Origin of the sequence: Asaia krungthepensis NRIC 0535 (assembly GCF_025995175.1) — a bacterium.
Classification (GTDB): domain Bacteria; phylum Pseudomonadota; class Alphaproteobacteria; order Acetobacterales; family Acetobacteraceae; genus Asaia; species Asaia krungthepensis.
This window is the reverse complement of the sequence record NZ_BAPV01000057.1, coordinates 77163-95726: the sequence shown is the minus strand read 5'-3', so window position 1 is coordinate 95726 and position 18564 is coordinate 77163. Positions and strand designations below refer to the sequence as shown.

The 18564-nt window shown below is 63.1% G+C and carries 20 protein-coding genes; 16 read left to right on the top strand and 4 right to left on the bottom strand.

Annotated features, from left to right (window positions below):
• Window positions 1-75 precede the first annotated feature (75 nt).
• Complete coding sequence (locus AA0535_RS12785) at window positions 76-972, top strand: LysR family transcriptional regulator (RefSeq protein WP_264816849.1); 897 nt, start codon at window positions 76-78, stop codon at window positions 970-972.
• Window positions 973-1141: 169 nt separating this feature from the next.
• Entirely contained in the window at window positions 1142-1501 is a 360-nt protein-coding gene (locus tag AA0535_RS12780) for an ArsC family reductase (RefSeq protein ID WP_264816848.1), read from the top strand.
• A 29-nt stretch (window positions 1502-1530) separates the two neighbouring features.
• Here the strand turns inward: AA0535_RS12780 and AA0535_RS12775 are convergent, their stop codons facing one another.
• Window positions 1531-2094, bottom strand: a complete 564-nt coding sequence (locus AA0535_RS12775; RefSeq protein ID WP_025885762.1) for an HNH endonuclease — start codon at window positions 2092-2094, stop codon at window positions 1531-1533.
• Between the two features lie 138 nt (window positions 2095-2232).
• On the opposite strand from AA0535_RS12775, the gene gluQRS reads away from it, so the two are divergent.
• The gene (gene gluQRS, locus AA0535_RS12770; RefSeq protein ID WP_264816847.1) at window positions 2233-3096 is read left to right on the top strand and encodes a tRNA glutamyl-Q(34) synthetase GluQRS; all 864 of its coding nucleotides are present in this window, start codon (window positions 2233-2235) and stop codon (window positions 3094-3096) included.
• Here the strand turns inward: gluQRS and AA0535_RS12765 are convergent.
• Window positions 3065-3202, bottom strand: coding sequence for a hypothetical protein (locus AA0535_RS12765; protein WP_264816846.1), 138 nt, complete (start codon window positions 3200-3202; stop codon window positions 3065-3067). The genes gluQRS and AA0535_RS12765 overlap by 32 nt on opposite strands.
• Window positions 3199-4590 carry an argininosuccinate lyase gene (argH, locus tag AA0535_RS12760; protein ID WP_264817031.1) on the bottom strand — a complete coding sequence of 464 codons (1392 nt, stop codon included), beginning with the start codon at window positions 4588-4590 and terminating at the stop codon, window positions 3199-3201. Before argH ends, AA0535_RS12765 begins: the two co-directional genes overlap by 4 nt.
• A 150-nt stretch (window positions 4591-4740) precedes the next feature.
• Between argH and AA0535_RS12755 the strand changes: the two genes are divergently transcribed.
• The 9 genes from AA0535_RS12755 to AA0535_RS12715 all read left to right on the top strand — a co-directional run bounded on the left by AA0535_RS12755 (window position 4741) and on the right by AA0535_RS12715 (window position 13217).
• Window positions 4741-5514, top strand: coding sequence for an N-formylglutamate amidohydrolase (locus AA0535_RS12755; protein WP_264816845.1), 774 nt, complete (start codon window positions 4741-4743; stop codon window positions 5512-5514).
• On the top strand, window positions 5451-6398 hold the full coding sequence (locus AA0535_RS12750) for a shikimate dehydrogenase (RefSeq protein ID WP_264816844.1): 948 nt from the start codon (window positions 5451-5453) through the stop codon (window positions 6396-6398). Before AA0535_RS12755 ends, AA0535_RS12750 begins: the two co-directional genes overlap by 64 nt.
• Window positions 6399-6400: 2 nt before the next feature.
• On the top strand, window positions 6401-6994 hold the full coding sequence (gene coaE / locus AA0535_RS12745) for a dephospho-CoA kinase (RefSeq protein ID WP_264816843.1): 594 nt from the start codon (window positions 6401-6403) through the stop codon (window positions 6992-6994).
• Complete coding sequence (dnaQ, locus tag AA0535_RS12740; RefSeq protein ID WP_264816842.1) at window positions 6991-7668, top strand: DNA polymerase III subunit epsilon; 678 nt, start codon at window positions 6991-6993, stop codon at window positions 7666-7668. The genes coaE and dnaQ overlap by 4 nt, the downstream gene beginning before the upstream one ends.
• Entirely contained in the window at window positions 7665-8576 is a 912-nt protein-coding gene (locus tag AA0535_RS12735; protein WP_264816841.1) for a glycosyltransferase family 9 protein, read from the top strand. Before dnaQ ends, AA0535_RS12735 begins: the two co-directional genes overlap by 4 nt.
• 116 nt (window positions 8577-8692) lie before the next feature.
• The gene (locus tag AA0535_RS12730; RefSeq protein WP_264817029.1) at window positions 8693-9712 is read left to right on the top strand and encodes a glycosyltransferase; all 1020 of its coding nucleotides are present in this window, start codon (window positions 8693-8695) and stop codon (window positions 9710-9712) included.
• 3 nt (window positions 9713-9715) lie between these two features.
• Window positions 9716-11464 (top strand): asparagine synthase (glutamine-hydrolyzing), encoded by a 1749-nt coding sequence (asnB, locus tag AA0535_RS12725; protein WP_264816839.1) that lies wholly within the window; start codon window positions 9716-9718, stop codon window positions 11462-11464.
• Between the two features lie 13 nt (window positions 11465-11477).
• Window positions 11478-12797 (top strand): dihydroorotase, encoded by a 1320-nt coding sequence (locus AA0535_RS12720; protein WP_264816836.1) that lies wholly within the window; start codon window positions 11478-11480, stop codon window positions 12795-12797.
• A gap of 48 nt (window positions 12798-12845) precedes the next feature.
• Complete coding sequence (locus tag AA0535_RS12715; RefSeq protein ID WP_264816834.1) at window positions 12846-13217, top strand: hypothetical protein; 372 nt, start codon at window positions 12846-12848, stop codon at window positions 13215-13217.
• Window positions 13218-13355: 138 nt separating this feature from the next.
• Here AA0535_RS12715 and bla read toward each other — a convergent pair whose 3' ends face one another.
• Window positions 13356-14312 (bottom strand): class A beta-lactamase, encoded by a 957-nt coding sequence (bla, locus tag AA0535_RS12710; protein ID WP_264816832.1) that lies wholly within the window; start codon window positions 14310-14312, stop codon window positions 13356-13358.
• 148 nt (window positions 14313-14460) lie between these two features.
• Here bla and AA0535_RS12705 point away from each other — a divergent pair, with 148 nt between their 5' ends.
• The 4 genes from AA0535_RS12705 to AA0535_RS12690 are packed head-to-tail and all read left to right on the top strand — an operon-like array spanning window position 14461 to window position 18547.
• Window positions 14461-15153, top strand: coding sequence for a tetratricopeptide repeat protein (locus AA0535_RS12705; protein ID WP_264816831.1), 693 nt, complete (start codon window positions 14461-14463; stop codon window positions 15151-15153).
• Entirely contained in the window at window positions 15153-16544 is a 1392-nt protein-coding gene (locus tag AA0535_RS12700; protein ID WP_264816829.1) for a PQQ-binding-like beta-propeller repeat protein, read from the top strand. Before AA0535_RS12705 ends, AA0535_RS12700 begins: the two co-directional genes overlap by 1 nt.
• 3 nt (window positions 16545-16547) lie before the next feature.
• The gene (gene der / locus AA0535_RS12695) at window positions 16548-17954 is read left to right on the top strand and encodes a ribosome biogenesis GTPase Der (RefSeq protein ID WP_264816826.1); all 1407 of its coding nucleotides are present in this window, start codon (window positions 16548-16550) and stop codon (window positions 17952-17954) included.
• Window positions 17951-18547, top strand: coding sequence for an isochorismatase family cysteine hydrolase (locus tag AA0535_RS12690; protein WP_264816824.1), 597 nt, complete (start codon window positions 17951-17953; stop codon window positions 18545-18547). Before der ends, AA0535_RS12690 begins: the two co-directional genes overlap by 4 nt.
• Window positions 18548-18564: the final 17 nt, after the last annotated feature.

Below are 18564 nucleotides of genomic sequence, written 5' to 3'. Positions count from 1 at the left end.
AAGACAGATATAGCCGTCTGTGTTTTTATAAATTAGACGCTGTATTCTGCATGGTCTTATCATCAGGGCTAATCAATGAGACGCGAAGAGCTGAGCGATCTGGTCGTGTTCCTTGCTGTTGCCGAGGCACGCAGCTTCACGCGGGCAGCGGCCCTTCTGGGCGCATCCCAGTCCGCAATCAGCCAGATCGTCCGTCGGCTCGAAGCAGGGATGGGTGTCAAGCTGCTGACCCGCAATACGCGCAATGTCGCTCCGACCGAAGCGGGAGAGCAATTGCTGGCGACGCTGCGTCCCGCTCTCAGCGACATCGATGCCCAGCTCTCGCGCCTGAGTGCGCTGAGGGAGAAACCTTCCGGCACAGTGCGCGTCACCTCCAGCCGTCATGCAGCGGAGACCATACTCTGGCCCACGGTGGGGCGTTTGCTTGAAGCCTATCCCGAACTGGTGATCGAGATTTCCATCGACAGCCAGTTGACCGATATCATCACTGATCGTTTCGATGCAGGCATCAGGCTCGGCGAGCAGGTCGCAAAGGACATGATCGCCGTGCCGATCAGCCCGGAACTGCGCATGGCTGTCGTCGGCTCACCCGATTATCTGGCGTCCCGAGGTGTCCCCGCGACCCCCCATGATCTTACGGGACATGCCTGTATCAATATCCGTATGCAGACACGTGGAGGCCTTTATGCATGGGAGTTCGGCCGCGACGGGCGTGATCTCAAGGTGCGTGTTGAAGGGCCGCTCATCCTCAATGACGTGCCGATGATCCTGCACGCTGCGGCACAGGGCGTGGGCCTTGCCTGCGTTCTGGAAGATCAGGCCCTGACCCTTCTGGCATCGGGGCGGCTCGTGCGGGTTCTGCAAGACTGGTGCCCTCCGTTTTCGGGCTATCATCTCTATTATCCCGACCGCCGGGAGCTACCGCCTGCTTTCAGGATCCTGGTCGATGCGTTGAGGTACAGGAAGCCTTGATACGGCAGCAGTGTCTTGGTGCACCTGCGCGGATTTGGCGGCGATGCAGTTGCCGTGCTGCGCTCAATGAGGATGATGATCGATTGGTTGGCGCAGTTACCGTGACCCGCAGTCAGGCCCGGCATGGGCGGGGTCGAGCTCATCGCGAAAGTTGGGAAAGGAGACGCTCATGGAAAATCAGCCGGTATTATATGGAATCACCACATGCGACACGGTGCGCAAGGCACGGCGCTGGCTTGAGGGAGAGGGGATTGCCTATCGCTATCACGATCTGCGGAAGGAAGGACTAAGTGCGGATGATCTTGCCGTATGGATGCGTTCTGTCGGATGGGAGGCTCTGATCAATCGGGCCGGGACGACCTTCCGCAAGCTGCCCGATGCCGAGAAGCAGATCACCAACGAGGCGGAGGCTCTGGCCGTGATGCTGGCCCACCCCACCGTGATCAAACGGCCAATTCTGGCGCAGGGAGAGAGGGTGACGCTTGGCTTCAAGCCCCTTGTCTACGAGGCCCTCTTCGCGCAAGGCTAAATGTAGCCGGAACGCACATGCAAGAAGGGTCAGCCTTCGAGTTCGCTGTCCCAGTACAGATAATCCCGCCAGCTTTCATGCAGGTAGTTCGGCGGGAAACTGCGTCCGTTCTCCTGCAGGCGTCGCGTCGAGGGCTGTACCGGACGGATGCGCGGGTGCATGCCGATTTCGGAAGGGAGTTTGGAGCCCTTGATGAGATTGCAGGGGCTGCAGGCTGTCACGACGTTCTCCCAGGTGGTGCGTCCCCCCTTGGCGCGCGGGATGACGTGATCGAAGGTCAGCTCATGCGTCGGCAATCGGTCATGGCAATACTGGCAAGAGAAATTATCACGCAGGAAGACGTTGAATCTAGTGAAGGCGGGGCGTCGCGCCGTCGGGATATATTCCTTCAGTGCAATGACGCTCGGCACACGCATCACGCAGCTGGGCGAATGCACCTCGATATCGTCATATTCGCTCAAGACCGAGACACGGTCGAGAAAAACGGCCTTGACGCTTTCCTGCCAGGACCATAGCGACAGCGGGAAGTATGAAAGCGGACGAAAATCCGCATTCAGGACAAGGGCGGGGAAATGCTGGGCGCTGGCAAGCATCGATCGCATCCTCTTTTACAGGGCGGCACGATCGGATTATCTCAAGCGCGACGGGAAACCAGCGCCTATAGATACGCGCCGTCTGTCTGATAGCGCCGACTATTTCAGCTTTCCGTGAACAGGGCAAGCGAAGGTTTGATGACAGGATATCGCACACGTTTCGCCCCGAGCCCGACGGGATATCTGCATCTGGGGCATATGGCCTCTGCCAGCCATGCACGCGCTATGGCGGGTCGTGAGGGAACGTTCCTCATACGCATCGAGGATATCGACGCACAGCGCTGCTTGCCGCATTTCGAGCAGGCCTTGCGCGAAGACCTGGACTGGCTCGGGTTCGAAAGCGCGCTTCCGGTCCGGCGTCAATCCGACCATCTGGAGACCTATCGATCCGAACTCGCGCGCTTGCACGCCATGGGGCTCGTCTATCGCTGTGGCTGCTCGCGCGCGCAGGTGCAGGCGGGCATGAGGGGGCGGGCTCCCGATGGGAGCGTGATTTACGGTGGGTGTTGCCGCACGGCGTGCATAGCGGCCGATAGGCCTCATGTTTGGAGGCTCGATATGGCGAGGGCACTCGCCACGATCGGGCAGGCCCCGGGCTGGGAGGAATGGTCGCCACACGGCACGCAGTTAGTGTCCAGCCGGGCTGCCGAATTTGGCGATGTGGTTCTGGGCCGCCGCGACAACGGCGTATCTTACCATCTCTGCGTCACGGTGGACGATGCACGCCAGAGAATTACCCTCGTGACCCGCGGAGCGGATCTGTTCGAGGCGAGTTCGGTCCATCGTGTGTTGCAGACACTGCTGGGATATGACGCGCCGCTCTACGCTCATCATGGCCTGATCTGCGATGACACGGGGCAGAAACTCTCGAAGCGCGATGGGGCAGAGAGCCTGCGCGCCCTGCGTGACAAGGGATATGACGCGCACCGGATCATCGCTCTGGCGCGCGCCTCCTTATCGGATGCGCCGGTTACTCCGGCGGATAGGTATGCGGATAGGTGATCTTGCTGGCGGGGCCGGGGGCATGGGGCGCCCCCTTCTTGCCACAGGCCGTCAGCATGACGGACGCGATGAGGCTCAGACAGAGCAGATGCGTCAGGGTTTTCACGCGTGGTTCTCCTCAAGGCGTGCGAGCCAGAGCCGCGCGGCCTTTGTGACATTGGCAGGGGCCGTACCGCCCTCACTGGTGCGGGACGCAAGCGAGGACTCGACGGTCAGCACGTCGAAGATGGTGGCATCGATCTGCGGCTCGACGCCCTGCATCTCCTCGAGCGTCAGATCGGCGAGATCGCAGTTCTTCGCTTCCGCCATGCCGACCAGACGCCCGGTGACGTGATGCGCCGTGCGGAAGGGCAGGCGCGGCACACGCACCAGCCAATCCGCCAGATCGGTCGCGGTCGCAAATCCTGCCCCGGCCAGAGCGCGCATCTTGTCGGTATTGGCCGTCATGTCACGGATCATCCCGTCCATGGCCGCGAGGGACAGGGTGGCGGCTTCGGTCGCGTCGAATACCGGTTCCTTGTCTTCCTGGGTGTCCTTGGCATAGGCCAGAGGCAGGCCTTTCATGACCATGAGCAGCCCCATGAAATCACCGGTGATGCGCCCGACCTTGGCGCGCACCAGCTCGGCAGCATCGGGGTTTTTCTTCTGCGGCATGATGGAGGAACCGGTCGTGAAGCCATCGGAAAGCCTCACGAAGCTGAACGGCGCCGAGCACCACAGAACGAGTTCTTCGGACAGGCGCGACAGGTGCATGCCAAGCAGAGAGAGCGCAGAAAGATATTCGAGCGCGAAGTCGCGATCGGAAACCGCGTCGAGAGAATTGGCCGTCGGGCGGTCGAAACCCAGCGTGTCAGCCGTGAAGCGGCGGTCGATTGGAAAGGATGTGCCGGCCAGCGCGGCCGAGCCCAGAGGGCACTCATTGAGCCGCGCGCGGGCATCGCGCAGACGGTCGCGATCGCGTGACAGCATCTCGACATAGGCCAGAAGATGATGCCCGAAGGTCACTGGCTGGGCCACCTGCAAATGGGTGAAACCCGGCATGGCATCTGAGGCGTGTTCCAGCGCGCGCGTGGCGAGGGAACGCATAAGGGCGGTGATCTGCCCGCTGATCCCGTCAATGGCGTCGCGCACCCAGAGGCGGAAATCGGTCGCGACCTGGTCGTTGCGCGAGCGCGCCGTGTGCAGGCGCTTGCCTGCCTCCCCGATGCGTTCCGACAGACGGGCCTCGATATTCATGTGAATATCTTCAAGGTCCTGCGAGAAGGTGAAAGCGCCCGCCTCGATGTCGCGCGCGATGCCATGCAGACCGTCGCGGATTTCCTGCTCTTCCGAAATGGTCAGCAAACCGACGCGTGCGAGCATGGCCGCATGGGCGAGAGAACCACGGATGTCCTGACGCCACAGCTTTTGGTCGAAATCGATCGAGGCATTGATATCCGCCATGATGGCCGCAGGTCCGGCCGCAAAGCGCCCGCCCCATTGCGGGTTCGCCAGACGGGCCTCGCCCTGAGTATTCGTCTCACCACTGGCGGAGGGGAGCGGGGGCGCGGTCGGTCGATCTGTCTCGGTCACGGGGTTGTCCATGGCGTAGGGATTATGGTCAAGAAGGGGTAACCTAGTCAGTCAGCATGGTGCGCGCAATTCATGAGCGGGTTTCCTCCTCTTCTCGGCCCAGACGATCCTGCTCCCTTCAGGATCACGAAGGCGACATCGGACTCGCCTTTTCTGTTGGTCAGCGACCATGCCGGGCGCGCCGTTCCGCAAAGCCTGGGACGGCTCGGTGTCGCCGAGAGCGATTGGGGGCGCCATATTGCCTGGGATATCGGTATCCATGGCGTGGGGGTAGCGCTTCAGGCCCTGCTGGGCGCTGATCTTGTCGAGCAGGTCTATTCCCGCCTCGTCATCGACAGCAACCGGGCACCGGGCCACCCGACCTCGATTCCGGCCATCTCCGATCACACACCGATCGGCGGGAACGCCAATCTCTCGGCGGCGTGTCGTGCGCGCCGCGAGAGCGAGATCCTGCATCCCTATCACGATCAGATCGCGGCCCTGCTGGCCGCCAGAACCCGACCCACGGCGCTGATTGCCCTGCACAGCTTTACCCCACGCATGAACGGGGTGGAACGGCCATGGCATGTCGGGATTCTGCATCATCGCGACACGCGCTCAGCCGGAATCATGCTCGATCTGCTGCGCGGCGAGGGCGATCTCTGCGTCGGGGATAATGAGCCCTATGTGCTGACCGCCACATCGGATTATACCGTGCCCTATCATGCGGAACGGGGCGGACTGCCCTATCTGGAAATCGAGATCCGTCAGGATCTGATCGAGAACGAGGCAGGGCAGAACTCTTGGGCACAGAGACTGGCGCGGCTATTGCCGCTTTACTGGAACGCCATCTCAACGGCGAAATGAGTTTCGATCAGGCCAGGGTTGCGCTCGACGCCTTGTTCACGAAGGATCTGTACCCGCAGGGGCGGCCCGTCCTCGCCGCCGTGACGGGTTGGCCGCTCACCTATACGCGCTCGCCTATCCTGCATAATGGCTGGTGCGCGCATTACGGGATCAACGGGCTTTATCTGCGCCTGCCTCTCAAGCCCGAGAATTTCGAGCGCGGTGTGCGCGCCCTTCAGGCGCTTGGGTTTGCAGGGCTCAATGTTACCATTCCGCACAAGGAAGCCGCCTATGCGCTGGTGGATCGCCACACCCATGACGCGCGACGCGCCGGGGCGGTGAACACGCTTGTGTTCGAGGCGGACGGGTCGATCGAGGGCGGCTGTACGGACGGTATCGGCTATCTTGATTCCCTCCGTGAAGCGGGGGTGACATTGCCACGTCGCGCGCTGGTTCTGGGGGCAGGTGGGGCCGCCCGTGCCGTATGCGCCGCACTGCTCGATGCAGGGTGTCGCGTGACGCTCGCCAACCGTACGAAAGCGCGCGCCGAGGCTCTGAGTGCCGCGCTGGGCGGTGGCCATGTAATCGACTGGCAGGACTGGCCCGATCATCTGGCAGAGGCCGAGCTTTTGACGAACACCACGTCGCTCGGCATGACGGGGCAGGATGTCTTTGACTGGGCGGGGAGCCTGACGAAGGCTGCGGGATCGTTGGTTGTGTCAGATATCGTCTATGTCCCGCTCGAAACACCGCTCCTCGCCGCGGCGCAGGCACGCGGTCTCGCGACGGTGGACGGACTCGGCATGCTTATCCATCAGGCTCGTCCCGGTTTCGAGGCCTGGTTTGGGCGTCGGCCCGAGGTCACGCCGGGCCTGCGTGCGCGTCTGATCGAGACTCTGGACTGATCATGCGGGTTCTCGGGCTTACCGGAGGTATGGGGGCGGGCAAGACCACGGTGGCGCGTTTCCTGCGACGCGCTGGCTGGCCGGTCTTCGATGCCGATGCAGCGGTCCATGTCCTGCAGGCGCGTGGCGGTGCGGCGGTTCCGGCGATCGCGCGCCGCTGGCCCGACTGCGTGCGGGACGGCGCTGTGAACCGGAGCGCCCTGCGTCGGGCCGTCATCGGCCAGTCTGCCGAGATTGCGGCGCTGGAGGCGATCATCCATCCTTTGGTGCGCCGGGCACGCCGCGTTTTTCTGGGGCAGATGCGTCGCCGCCAAGTGACTATCTGCGTGCTCGATATTCCGCTCCTTTTTGAGACAGGGGCGGAGCGCGACTGCGACGCGGTTATCGTGGTCACTGCCCCGCTCGACATCAGGCTGCGCCGGATCATGAGGCGGCGCTCTTTGACTGAGCCACAGGCCCGCGCCCTGCTCGCGCGCCAGATGAGCGATAGCGAACGCAACAGGCGCGCCGATATCCTGTTGCACAATGGCCTTTCTCGCGGCCATACCGCGCGCCAGATGAAACGCCTGATCGCTAGAATGGAGAACCCGGCATGAAACGCTCGATCCTGTTCGATACGGAAACGACGGGGCTCGATCCGGCGACGGGGGACCGTGTGATCGAGATCGCGGCGCTCGAACTGATCGACGATCTGCCGACGGGCGAGACTTTTCACGTGCTGATCAACCCGGAGCGCGATGTCCCCCCCGAGGCGAGCCGCGTGCATGGTTTCACGCTCGACGATCTGCTCGACAAGCCGAAATTCGCCGAGATCGCGGATGCATTCCTGGCCTTCATCGGTCAGGACGAAATGATCGCCCATAACGCGCCCTTCGATTTTGGCTTCATCAACGCCGAGCTGAAAGCTTGCGGCAAGCCGATCCTCGAGCGTTCGCGCATGGTCGATACGCTTGAAATGGCCAAGAAGCGCTATCCGGGACTGCCCAATTCGCTCGATGCCCTGTGCCGACGACACGATATCGATCTTTCGGCGCGTACCACCCATAACGCGCTACTCGACTGTAAATTATTGTCCGAAGTGTATCTCGAACTCATGGGCGGCCGTCAGCGCGGACTGGGCCTCGCCGTATCAGGCAGCGGAGGGGGTGTCGCCACCTACCGCGGCAACCCGGACCGTGTGCCCCGGCCAATGGCGCCCCCCGATGACGAGACCCGCGCAGCGCATGAGGCGTTCGTATCCGGGCTTAAGGAGCCGATCTGGCTGCAATGAAGCGTATCCTGTTTATCACGGCCAACCGTCTGGGCGATGCGGTCATCTCTTCGGGCGTCCTGGCGGAACTTATGCGCCGTCACCCCAGGGCGCGCATTACCGTGGCGTGCGGCCCCGTAGCGGCCTCCTATTTCGAGCCTTGTCCCGCTGTCGAACGGGTGATCGTGGTCAACAAGAAGCCGTTCGATCTGCATTGGGCGGGGCTCTGGTGGTCATGTGCGCCGCATTTCTGGGATCTGGTCATCGATCTGCGCGGATCGGGGGTGTCTCTTTTCCTCCCGGCATTACGCCGACGCATCCTCCGCGGCGGTCGTAGGCCGGGGGCGCGTATCGGGCATCTGGCCGAGGCGTTTCCCGAGCCGGTCACGCTGATGCCTGAGGTGTGGTGCCGCCCCGAGCAGGAAACCCTCGCCGCGGAAATCCTGCCCGCGACGCGGACTTATGCGGCCCTTGCACCGACAGCAAACTGGGAGGGCAAGATCTGGCCTTCTGCCCATTTCGTCGAGATAGGGCGGAGGATGCAGGCGAGAGGCCTCGTGCCGGTGGTCTTCTTCGGCCCCGGGGAAGCCGAAAAAGCACTCGCGTCCCCCGTTATAGAGGCATTGGGGCACCAAAACGGGGTGGTACTCGATCTGGGTGGGCAGACCGGCCTTGGTCTGGTCGCGGCATTGTTACGGCGCTGCGCGGTGTTTGTGGGCAATGATTCCGGGTTGATGCATCTTTCCGCTGCCGCCGGAGTGCCCACTCTCGGCCTGTTCGGCCCGAGCCGCGCTTCCGAATATGCGCCGACCGGGAAGGCGGCCCATTTTGTGGCCGCGCCCGGCCCCGAGGGGGAGGCACCCATTGCAGGGCTCCCGGTCGAGACCGTCTGGCATGAGGCTTGTAAGCTGATGCCGGATGAAGGATGAACACGGTCATGGCTCACGTCTCGTCCGATACGCCATCGTCTCCCGCCCCGCTCGCTGACGCTGGGGCCCCGTGCTTGGCCCCTGAGAGTCTCCCCCCTTTGCGCCTGGCGCATGTGATGGCCGGCGCGCCGAGTGGCGGTGCCGAGCTCTTCTATGAGCGACTCTGTATGGCGCAGCATCAGGCTGGGCATGAGGTGCTGGCGCTTCTGCGCCGTGATCCGGGACGGGAATCCCGGTTGCAGGCGCGAGGGGTCGCAACAAGAGCGCTCCGTTTTGGCGGCAGGCTCGATCTGCTGACCACGCCGCGCCTGAAGCATCACCTGACATCGTTCAGACCGGACATCGCCATCGCCTGGATGAGCCGCGCGGCCCGCATGATGCCCAAGGGGGACTGGCCGGTGGCCGGGAGGCTGGGCGGCTATTATGACCTCTCCAACTACAGGCGCTGCACCGATCTGATCGGTAATACGCGTGGACTGGCGCGCTGGATGGTCGAGCAGGGCTGGCCCGAGCACCATGTGCATTATCTGCCCAATTTCGCGCATGATCTGGCTGATATCGCGCCGGAACGGCCGTCATGCGTGCCCGATGGCCAACCCTACATTCTCGCTCTCGGCCGGTTGCATCGGAACAAGGCGTTCGATGTGCTGATACGCGCCATGACGAGTCTGCCTGGCATTCATCTTGTGATCGCCGGGGAAGGGCCGGAGCGCGAGGCTTTGACGGCTCTGGCCCGAGGAGAAGGGGTCAGCGCGCGGGTGCATATGCCCGGATGGGTGCAGGAGAGCGGGGCGTGGTTGAAAGCGAGTGACCTGCTTGTCTGCCCGTCGCGCATCGAGCCTCTGGGCAATGTCGTCATCGAGGCGCTCTCGGCAAGCCGTCCCGTTGTGGCAAGCGCCATTCAGGGGCCGGAAGAAATCCTGTCCGGCACGCAGGATGGTCTGCTCGCCGAGGTAGAGAATCCGGCCTCCTTCGCACAGGCTATAGGGCGGGTGCTGGAAAGCACTGCGCTCGCGGCTACGCTGTCACAGAACGGGCGCGCCCGCTTCGAGCGTGAATTCTCCGCTCCGACGGTTCTGGCGCGCTGGGATGCGTTTTTGCGGCAGGCTGCCTCAGGGCGCAGCAAGGAGAGTTGAGCCATGTGCGGCATTGCAGGAATGGCTTGTCTTCCCGGCTATCATCCCGATCCGGTCGTTCTGCACCGTCTCGCCGGGGCACTGGCGCATCGCGGCAAGGATGGAGAAGGGTTCCATGAGACGGGCAATGCCGCTCTGGTGCATCGTCGCCTCTCCATCATCGATCTGGAAGGGGGCGCGCAGCCCCTGATCCAGGGGGATCTGGCGCTGGTGGCGAATGGTGAGATCTATAATGACCCCGCCCTGCGCGACAGGTTGCACGATGCGCCGTTCAAGACAGGCAGCGATTGCGAGTCCCCGCTTTTTCTATGGCCCGAATGCGGGGCAGGATACGGGTTCGAGTTGCGGGGCATGTATGCCATCGCTCTGCTCGACAATACGGGCCCCGACACGGTCCTTGCGCTCAGCCGTGATCCGTTCGGGATCAAACCGCTTTATTATGCCGAGACCGCACAAGGGGTGGTCTTCGCTTCCGAACCTCAAGCGATTCTCGCGACCGGGCTCGTGGCGCGCGGCGTCCGTCCGTTGGCACGCGATCAGCTGCTTCAGGCACAGTTCGTGGCCGGGCGCGAGACGATCTTTCCGGGCATCATGCGCGTCCTTCCCGGTGAGACGCTGCGTTTCGTCAATGGCAGGCTCGATCATGCGAGAAAGCTGCCTGCCCGTCATGGCCGGATAGACAGGGATTTGACAGAGGCCGAGGCGCTTGCGCGGCTCGACGCGGCTCTGATGGACAGCGTGCAGGCCCATGAGCGGGCAGACGTGCCTTTTGGCATGTTCCTCTCCGGCGGGATCGACAGCACGGCCGTGCTCGCTGCCATGACGCGTCTGGGCAATGGCGCGCCTCTGGCCTGGACCGCGCGTTTCGATGCGGGTGAGATCGATGAAAGCGCGCAGGCCGCCAGTATGGCCCGATCGCTCGGGGCGCAGCATCATATCCTGACGGTCACGGAGACAATGGTTTGGGACCATTTGCCGCAGATCGTGGCCTGTCTGGACGATCCGGTCGCCGATTACGCGGTTATCCCGAGCTGGTTTCTGGCACGTGAGGCCCGAAAGGACGTGACAGTGATCCTGAGCGGCGAGGGAGGGGACGAACTGTTTGGCGGATATGGTCGCTACCGTCGCGCCATGCGGCCCTGGTGGCGTGGCGGGCGTCCGCCGTGGCGCCGTGGCACGATGGATGGTCTGTGCACCCTGCCCAATGGCAAGGCCTGGCGTCAGGGTTTCCATCCCCGCCCTGACGAGACCCGCCTGCGCGCAGTGCAGGGGCTCGATCTCGATGAGTGGCTGCCCAACGATCTGCTGATCAAGCTCGACCGCTGCCTGATGGCGCACTCGATTGAGGGGCGTACGCCCCTGCTTGATCCGGTGGTGAGCGCTCTGGCCTGGTCTCTGCCGGATGCCCTCAAGATACGGGGCGGGCATGGCAAATATCTGCTGCGCCGCTGGGTTGAGGCCCATGTACCGGGGGCCGAACCCTTTGCGCCCAAACAGGGATTCACTGTGCCTGTCGGGCAATGGATCGCCGCGCAATCAAAGCGTCTGGCGCCGTTGGTGGCGTCGAGCCCTGCTTTCGCCGGGGTCATCGCGCCTGAGACGATAAGAAGCATCATCGAGAGGGCAGGAGAACGCCGCGCGCGCCATGCCGCCTGGGCTTTGCTCTTCTATGCCCTTTGGCACCGCCTTCACATCGAGACTGGCCCGTCAGGGGGGGATGTGTTCGAGACACTTGCCTCTGCCGTGCCCTGAGAAGGAGAACACCATGCATTATGATCTGATCATCAAAGGCGGCACCTGCGTCTTCCCCTGGGGAGAGGCGCAGGCCGATCTGGGCGTGACGGATGGGCGTATCGCGAGCCTTGCCGTCGGCACGGGGGACAGTGCGACACAGGTAATCGATGCCAAGGGCCTGCACGTGCTGCCGGGCATGATCGATTCCCACGTCCATCTGCGCGATCCTGGCAATGCGGCCATCGAATCCATCGCCACAGGCACACGCGCTGCGGCTCTGGGCGGGATCACGATGGTGTTCGACATGCCCAACACGTCGCCTTCCATCACCTCTGCCGAAACCATCGCCGACAAGCGTCGTACCGTGGCGGAAAACGCGCTGATCGATATGGGCCTGTATGTTGGCGCAACACGCGCCAACACGCCGGAGCTCGCGGCGCTGGAGCAGGAAGAGGGGATCTGTGCGATCAAGGTCTTTGCCGGGTCTTCAACGGGCGATCTGATGATCGAGGACGATGAGGGCATCGAGGCGGTCCTGCGCAGCGGCCATCGCCGCGTCGCTTTCCATTCGGAAGACGAATACCGCCTCCAGGCGCGCAAGCCGCTTTTCGAGACGGGCATGCCCCATGTGAACCATATGATCTGGCGTGATGAGGAATGCGCATTCCTTGGGACGCGCCGCATCACCGCGCTGGCCCGCAAGACGGGGCGCCCGGTGCATATCCTGCATACCTCGACCGCCGAGGAGCTGGAATGGCTCGCCGCTCATCGCTCCCATGTGAGCGTCGAGGTGCTGGTCAATCATCTCACCCAGGTCGGCCCGGAATGTTATGAGACGCTGGGCGCGTATGCCGTGATGAACCCGCCCATCCGGGATCGCCGTCACTATGACGCCTGCTGGGAAGCCGTGCGCGACGGGCGCGTGGACGTCATTTCCTCCGATCATGCACCGCATCCGCGCGAGGCGAAGGAAAAGCCCTGGCCGCAATGTCCGGCCGGGCTGACGGGTGTGCAGACCATCCTGCCGCTCATGCTCGACCATGTGAATGCAGGCAGGCTGAGCCTCAGCCGTCTGGTGGACCTCATGGCAGCCGGCCCCGCCCGGATCTACGGCTTGCTGACCAAGGGGCGTCTGGCAGTTGGCTTCGATGCCGATTTCACCCTCGTCGATCTGAAGGCGCGGCGGGAGATTCGCAATGACTGGATTGCGAGCCCCGTGGGGTGGACGCCTTTCGACGGCAAGCAGGTCACGGGCTGGCCGATGGCCACCATCGTGCGCGGCCACGTGGTGATGCGCGATGACGCGATCGTCTCGGCACCGATCGGGCGTCTGGCCCGATTTGCGCCGTAATTATCGCGCAATGCCGCACACTTCTTTTCTCCAGCAGATCGCCTGATCATGAATCGCATCGCTCTCACGCTTCTCACGACCGCCTGCCTTGCCGGTGGGTTTACTCTGTCTTCGGCTCATGCCGACCCGCGCGCCAAATGCGGGCAGGAGCCGAGCGCGCCGTCGATCGCGGCGACCGATACGGCGCATTACAATGCGAGCGTGGACAAGTTCCAGGCCTATGAGAAGGAAGCGCGTGCCTATAATAGCTGCGTGGCTGCCGCCGCGCAGAGAGAGGAACAGGCGATCAGCGAGGAGGCGCGCGATCGTATTGCCAAGATCCATGCCGTGAGCACCGGCGTTCAGCAGCGCATCGCCGCCAATTTCAGCCATCTATCGGGTGAACTGACAGCGGCCGGGAAGAAACTCGCAAAACACTGATAGTGCGGTTTCGTCGCCCCAATGGGTGAAGGCTATAGGGACGGGATTCATGCCCGTCCCTTTTTTGTTGCAAAACCCGAATGGCCTGGAAATCTCAGCCCCGAGAGGCATCGTTCAGGCAAAATACGTGTCTTCCGTTCAGGCGATCAGACGGGGCGCCAGGGCTCCAAGATCGTGGAACACGCTTCTGAACCGCATTTCGTCAGGCTTGCCACCCGCCGTATAGGCCGCGATCACCAGTGATTTTCCGCTATCGGTCGATGGGGCAGCAAAGGCGATATCGGCGGCGATATCCTCCCCGTTATTACCGGTCTTGTCTCCCGCGATCCAGTTTGGGGGGAGACCGGCTCGCAGGCGATGTGTTCCAGTCGTGCAGCTGATCATCCAGCTGCGCAGGAGCGCTGCCGAATTCGGATGCAGCAATGTTCCATGCACAAGGCGATGCAACGTACGCGCCATGGCAACAGGAGTGGTCGTGTTGGCAGCCGCATCGGCCGATGGGCGGTTCAATTCAGGCTCGTAGGCATCGAGGCGGGTGATGTCGTCGCCGCTCTCCCGCCAGAAGCGGGTGAGGGCGGCGGGGCCCCCGATATGGCGAAGAAGCATGTTGGCGCAGACATTGTCGCTGGCCGTGACCGCGCCGGCGCAAAGCGCCGCGAGGCTTAGACTACCGGCATCGCGGTTCTTGCGGGCCACGGGTGCCCAGGCCGAGGACGTGAAGTCACTGTCCTGAAAGCGGATGCGTGTGGTGAGTTCGTCTTCGTCCCGGTCGCATCGTGCCAGTACGCAGGCCACGAGCGACGCCTTGAAACTGCTGCACATCAGAAAGCGCTCATCCCCGCGCCATGTCAGGGCCGCCCCCGTCTCCGGGCAGAAGATATGAACGCCAAGCCTCCCACCGCAGCCTTTCTCGTATCCTGAAGCGATTGATGCCAGCGCCTGTTGGGCGTCATGCGGGTGATCCGGGGCAAGCGGCGTCGTGCCGGTTTCAGGGGGGGCGGCGAAAGAGCGTGAGGCCCGGGACGCGATCCCGATCAGGGGCAGGCCGAGGATGAGCCGTCGCCTTGTCAGCGAGAAAGCGGGTTCAGAATGCATGAAAGGGCCTCGTGTAACTGCAAAGATGCTCTTCTGACGCTCGGTTGTGTCTGAAGTTTGTCCGGTCCATGTCCGAAATAACAAAGCGATTTGCCGCATGGTCCCGGCGTCTGTATGGTTGGAACGATAGTGTCGCAAGAGGATGACGGTGGCAGACGAGTTTTTCAGTCAGGCCCAGGCGGAAATGCGTGCAGCAGAGTTGCGCGCAACCGCCCGGCGTTTCGGAGGTGTGGCGGCTGGCGTGGCGATTATCGCCCTGATCGGTGTCGGCGGATGGCAGTGGCAGATCCATCGTCATCATCAGGCTCAGGCCGAGGCATCGGGGCGTTATTACACGGCTATGGAGGCGCTTCAGGCACCCCAGCCCGACGCCGCAGCGCGCGCCAGTTCCGAGAAGACCCAGGAAGCCGTCCTTGCCGATCTGGCGGGTAAAGCGCCCGGGGCCACGCGTGAGTTTGCCGCCATCCGTCTGGCTCAGCTCCATGCCCAGTCCGGCGATCTCGCTGCGGCACGCTCCGGCTGGCAGGGGGTGATCGATTCCAGGGACGCCGATCCTGTATTCAAGGCGCTGGCCCGCCTGCTGCTGCTGAACAGCCATATCGACGATGCCAACCCCGCTGAGACGCGCAAGGGCTTCGAGCTGCTTGCGGCGAACCCGGGGCCGTGGCGCGCTTTCGCTCAGGAGGGCCTGGCCGCACTCGATCTGCGCGCCGATGCCACGCCCAAACAGCATGATGAGGCGCGTAGCCTTCTGACCGGGCTTGCACAGTCGCCCGATGCGCCGGACGGTGTCCGCCAGCGCGCTTCCATTCTCCTTCAAACATTCGGCGGAGCCGGCTGATGCCCACGACCAACAAGAATTCCCTGCGTCAGCCGGGGCGCCGTCTCTTTCTCGGTTCGACACTGGCGGGCACAGCACTGCTCAGCGGTTGTGGCATTTTCAAGGACGATCCCAAGCAGATCCTCGCGGGCAAGCGTTATGACGTGCTCTCGACCGGCGCGGGTCTGGTGATCGACGAGGAAGATCATACTCCGATCAGCTTTCCGTCCGCGCAGAACGTGGTGTCCTGGCCCGTCGTGGGCCGGGTGCCCGACCATATGGGCGTCAATGCCAGCTGGAATGGTCCGCAACTGGCCTGGTCCCGCTCCATCGGTCATGGAATTTCCGAGCCCGCTTTCTTGCATTTCGTCGCTCTGGGACCGAATGGCCGTGGGGCCATCCAGTCCCCCCCGGTGATCGATGGCGGTCGCATCTACACGCGCGATGGTGTCGGCACGGTTCGTGCCTGGACCTGGCCCGCGATGAGTTCTCTCTGGACGTTCATCCCCAAGGGCAACAAATCGCGGTCGAGCGATCTTGGCGGTGGTATGGGCCTGTCGGGTGACACGCTCTATATCGTCGATGGCGTGGGTCAGGTTGTTGCGGTCGGCGCCGAGACCGGCAAGGTCAAGTGGCGCGCCGAGACGGTCGTACCCGGACGCTCGGCTCCGACCATCGTTGACGGTCGCGTGTTCTTCGGAACCATCGATGAGCGGCTTTTTGCCCTCAATGCCGAGACAGGCGAGCAGATCTGGACCTATCAGGCGACCGAGGCCGACACAGTGATGTTCGGCCAGTCCGCTCCCGCCGTTGCCAATGGCGTAGTGGTGGCCGGTTTCGGCAGTGGCGATCTCGTCGCCCTGCGTGCAGAGTCGGGCGAACTGGTCTGGAGCGACAGTCTCGGCGGGTCCAACGGCCGTGGCGCCATGCTCGATCTGGCCTGCGTGCGTGGCGCGCCGGTCATCAAGGACGGCACAGCCTATGCCGTATCGCTCTCGAAGGTTCTGGTGGCCATCGACATGCGCTCCGGGCGCCGCCTGTGGGAGCGCGAAGCGAGCGGACAGAACACGCCGCTGATCGTCGGTGACTGGCTCTATGTCATCTCGTCCGATCAGCAGCTCGCCTGTGTGGACCGTCTCTCGGGCCATGTGCGCTGGATCCATGATCTGCGCCGCTTCAAGAACGAGACGAAGCAGAAATACGCCGTGACCTGGTTTGGGCCGGTCATGGCTGACGGTAAGCTCGTTTGCGTGTCCTCGCTCGAGGAAAACGGTCTGCAGGTGATCGACGCCGTGACGGGCAAGGCCACGGCCCCGCTCAAGACCAAGAAACCGACCCTGGTCGAACCCATCATCTGTGACGGCAAGGTTCTTGTGCTGTCCACGGATGGCAATCTGAACGCATATGGTTGATCCGTGACTGACTCTTCTACTCTTCCGCTCGTTGTTATCGCCGGGCGTCCCAATGTCGGTAAATCGACTCTTTTCAACCGGCTGGTAGGGCGGCGTCAGGCCATCGTGTCTGACATGCCGGGCGTCACACGCGATCGCAAGGAAGGAGAGGCCCTGTTGCGCGGGCGCAAGGTGCGCCTGATCGATACAGCCGGACTTGAAGAGGCGGCGCCCGATACCTTGTTCGGCCGGATGCGCGCCTCATCGGAATCGGCGGTGGCCCAGGCCGATCTGGTCCTGTTCTGTATCGATGCCCGCGCGGGCGTCACCCCTGCTGACAAGCATTTCGCTGCATGGCTGCGCAAGCAGAACAAGAAGGTGCTGCTTTTGGCCAACAAGGCCGAGGGCGCAGCCGCGAGCAACGAGGTGCTCGAGGCCTATTCGCTTGGCCTCGGTACCCCACTCGCGCTGTCTGCAGAGCATGGTGAGGGTATCGCGCATCTCATGGGCGAGATTGCCGACCGTCTGCCCGAGGGAGAGCGCGTACGCGAGAAGCCCCGCTCGCGCGCCAAGCCGCTCGATGAGGATGGCGAGGAAATCGAGGAGCGCCCTGCTGGGCCGTTGCGTCTGGCTATTGTGGGGCGACCCAATGCCGGCAAATCGACGCTTCTGAATTGCCTGCTTGGCGAGGAACGCATGATCACCGGGCCGGAACCCGGGCTCACGCGTGATTCGATTGCTGTGTCGCTTCATGATGAAACTGGCCCTATCCAGCTTGTGGATACGGCTGGTTTGCGTCGCAAGGCGCGCATCGAGCAGGATCTCGAGCGTATGTCGGTCTCCGCCTCCATCGAGGCCCTCAAAATGGCCGAGGTGGTCGTGCTCACGCTCGACGCCACACTTGGCGTGCACGAGCAGGACCTGCAGATTGCCCGGCTGATCGAGCGCGAAGGTCGCGCCTGCGTGCTCGCCCTGAACAAATGGGACGCGGTCGAAGATCGTGCGGCAACGCGCCAGGCGATCGCGGATCGTATCGAGACGTCGCTTGCACAGATGCGCGGGATTCCGGTGGTGACCTTCTCGGCCCTGACCGGTGCGGGGGTGAACAAGCTGCTCCCCGCCGTGCGTCGTGCGCATGAGGTCTGGAACAGCCGTGTGACCACGGGCGAACTGAACCGCTGGTTCGAGGCGGCACTGGAGCGGCATCAGCCACCACTGGTGGATGGTCGTCGCCTGAAGCTGCGCTACATGACGCAGGCCAAGTCGCGTCCGCCGACCTTCATTCTGTTCGGGACGCGCGCGGAACTGCTGCCTGACGCGTATAAACGCTATCTGGTGAACGGGCTGCGCGAAACCTTCCACCTGCCCGGCACTCCCATCCGTTTGCAATTGAGGGGCACCAAGAACCCCTATGCGGAGAACAAGTCATGAGCCAGACTGCCCTTGTGCTGATTGAATATCAGAATGATTTCGTCTCCGAGGGCGGCGCGCTGCATGACGGCGTGAAGGCCGAGATCGCCCGTACGGGCATGCTCGAGCATACAATCGCTCTGGTGCGCGAGGCGCGTACCAGAGGGGTCAAGATCATCTGGGTGCCGATCGAATTTGCCCCGGGCTATCCCGAACTCCCTGCCGAACCCTACGGCATCCTGGCCGGAGTCAAGGCGACTTCCGCGTTCCGCAAGGGCGAATGGGGCGCGCAGATCATCGAAGCATTGACGCCGCACGACGAGGATGTCGTGATTGCCGGCAAGCGGGGACTTTGCGGCTTCGCGAGCACCAATCTGGATTTCATTCTGCGTCACAACGGCACCACGCGTGTGGCGCTCAGCGGTTTTCTAACCGATTGCTGTGTGGAGTCCACCATGCGCACGGCTTTCGAGCTGGGCTATGACGTGATCACTCTGACGGATTGCACGGCCAGCCTCTCGCAGCCGCAGCATGAAGCCGCTATCGCCTACACCTACCCCATGTTTTCGCGTCCCATGACGTCGCGGGACTTTCTGGACACGCTCGCTCCCTGACCGGGTCATGAACGCGT

Bases quoted from the DNA above. Each gene is read 5' to 3' on its own strand.
- AA0535_RS12785 (WP_264816849.1), top strand. From the start codon at position 76: ATGAGACGCGAAGAGCTGAGCGATCTGGTCGTGTTCCTTGCTGTTGCC.
- AA0535_RS12780 (WP_264816848.1), top strand. From the start codon at position 1,142: ATGGAAAATCAGCCGGTATTATATGGAATCACCACATGCGACACGGTG.
- AA0535_RS12775 (WP_025885762.1), bottom strand. From the start codon at position 2,094: ATGCTTGCCAGCGCCCAGCATTTCCCCGCCCTTGTCCTGAATGCGGAT.
- gluQRS (WP_264816847.1), top strand. From the start codon at position 2,233: ATGACAGGATATCGCACACGTTTCGCCCCGAGCCCGACGGGATATCTG.
- AA0535_RS12755 (WP_264816845.1), top strand. From the start codon at position 4,741: ATGAGCGGGTTTCCTCCTCTTCTCGGCCCAGACGATCCTGCTCCCTTC.
- coaE (WP_264816843.1), top strand. From the start codon at position 6,401: ATGCGGGTTCTCGGGCTTACCGGAGGTATGGGGGCGGGCAAGACCACG.
- dnaQ (WP_264816842.1), top strand. From the start codon at position 6,991: ATGAAACGCTCGATCCTGTTCGATACGGAAACGACGGGGCTCGATCCG.
- AA0535_RS12735 (WP_264816841.1), top strand. From the start codon at position 7,665: ATGAAGCGTATCCTGTTTATCACGGCCAACCGTCTGGGCGATGCGGTC.
- AA0535_RS12730 (WP_264817029.1), top strand. From the start codon at position 8,693: ATGGCCGGCGCGCCGAGTGGCGGTGCCGAGCTCTTCTATGAGCGACTC.
- asnB (WP_264816839.1), top strand. From the start codon at position 9,716: ATGTGCGGCATTGCAGGAATGGCTTGTCTTCCCGGCTATCATCCCGAT.
- AA0535_RS12720 (WP_264816836.1), top strand. From the start codon at position 11,478: ATGCATTATGATCTGATCATCAAAGGCGGCACCTGCGTCTTCCCCTGG.
- AA0535_RS12715 (WP_264816834.1), top strand. From the start codon at position 12,846: ATGAATCGCATCGCTCTCACGCTTCTCACGACCGCCTGCCTTGCCGGT.
- bla (WP_264816832.1), bottom strand. From the start codon at position 14,312: ATGCATTCTGAACCCGCTTTCTCGCTGACAAGGCGACGGCTCATCCTC.
- AA0535_RS12700 (WP_264816829.1), top strand. From the start codon at position 15,153: ATGCCCACGACCAACAAGAATTCCCTGCGTCAGCCGGGGCGCCGTCTC.
- AA0535_RS12690 (WP_264816824.1), top strand. From the start codon at position 17,951: ATGAGCCAGACTGCCCTTGTGCTGATTGAATATCAGAATGATTTCGTC.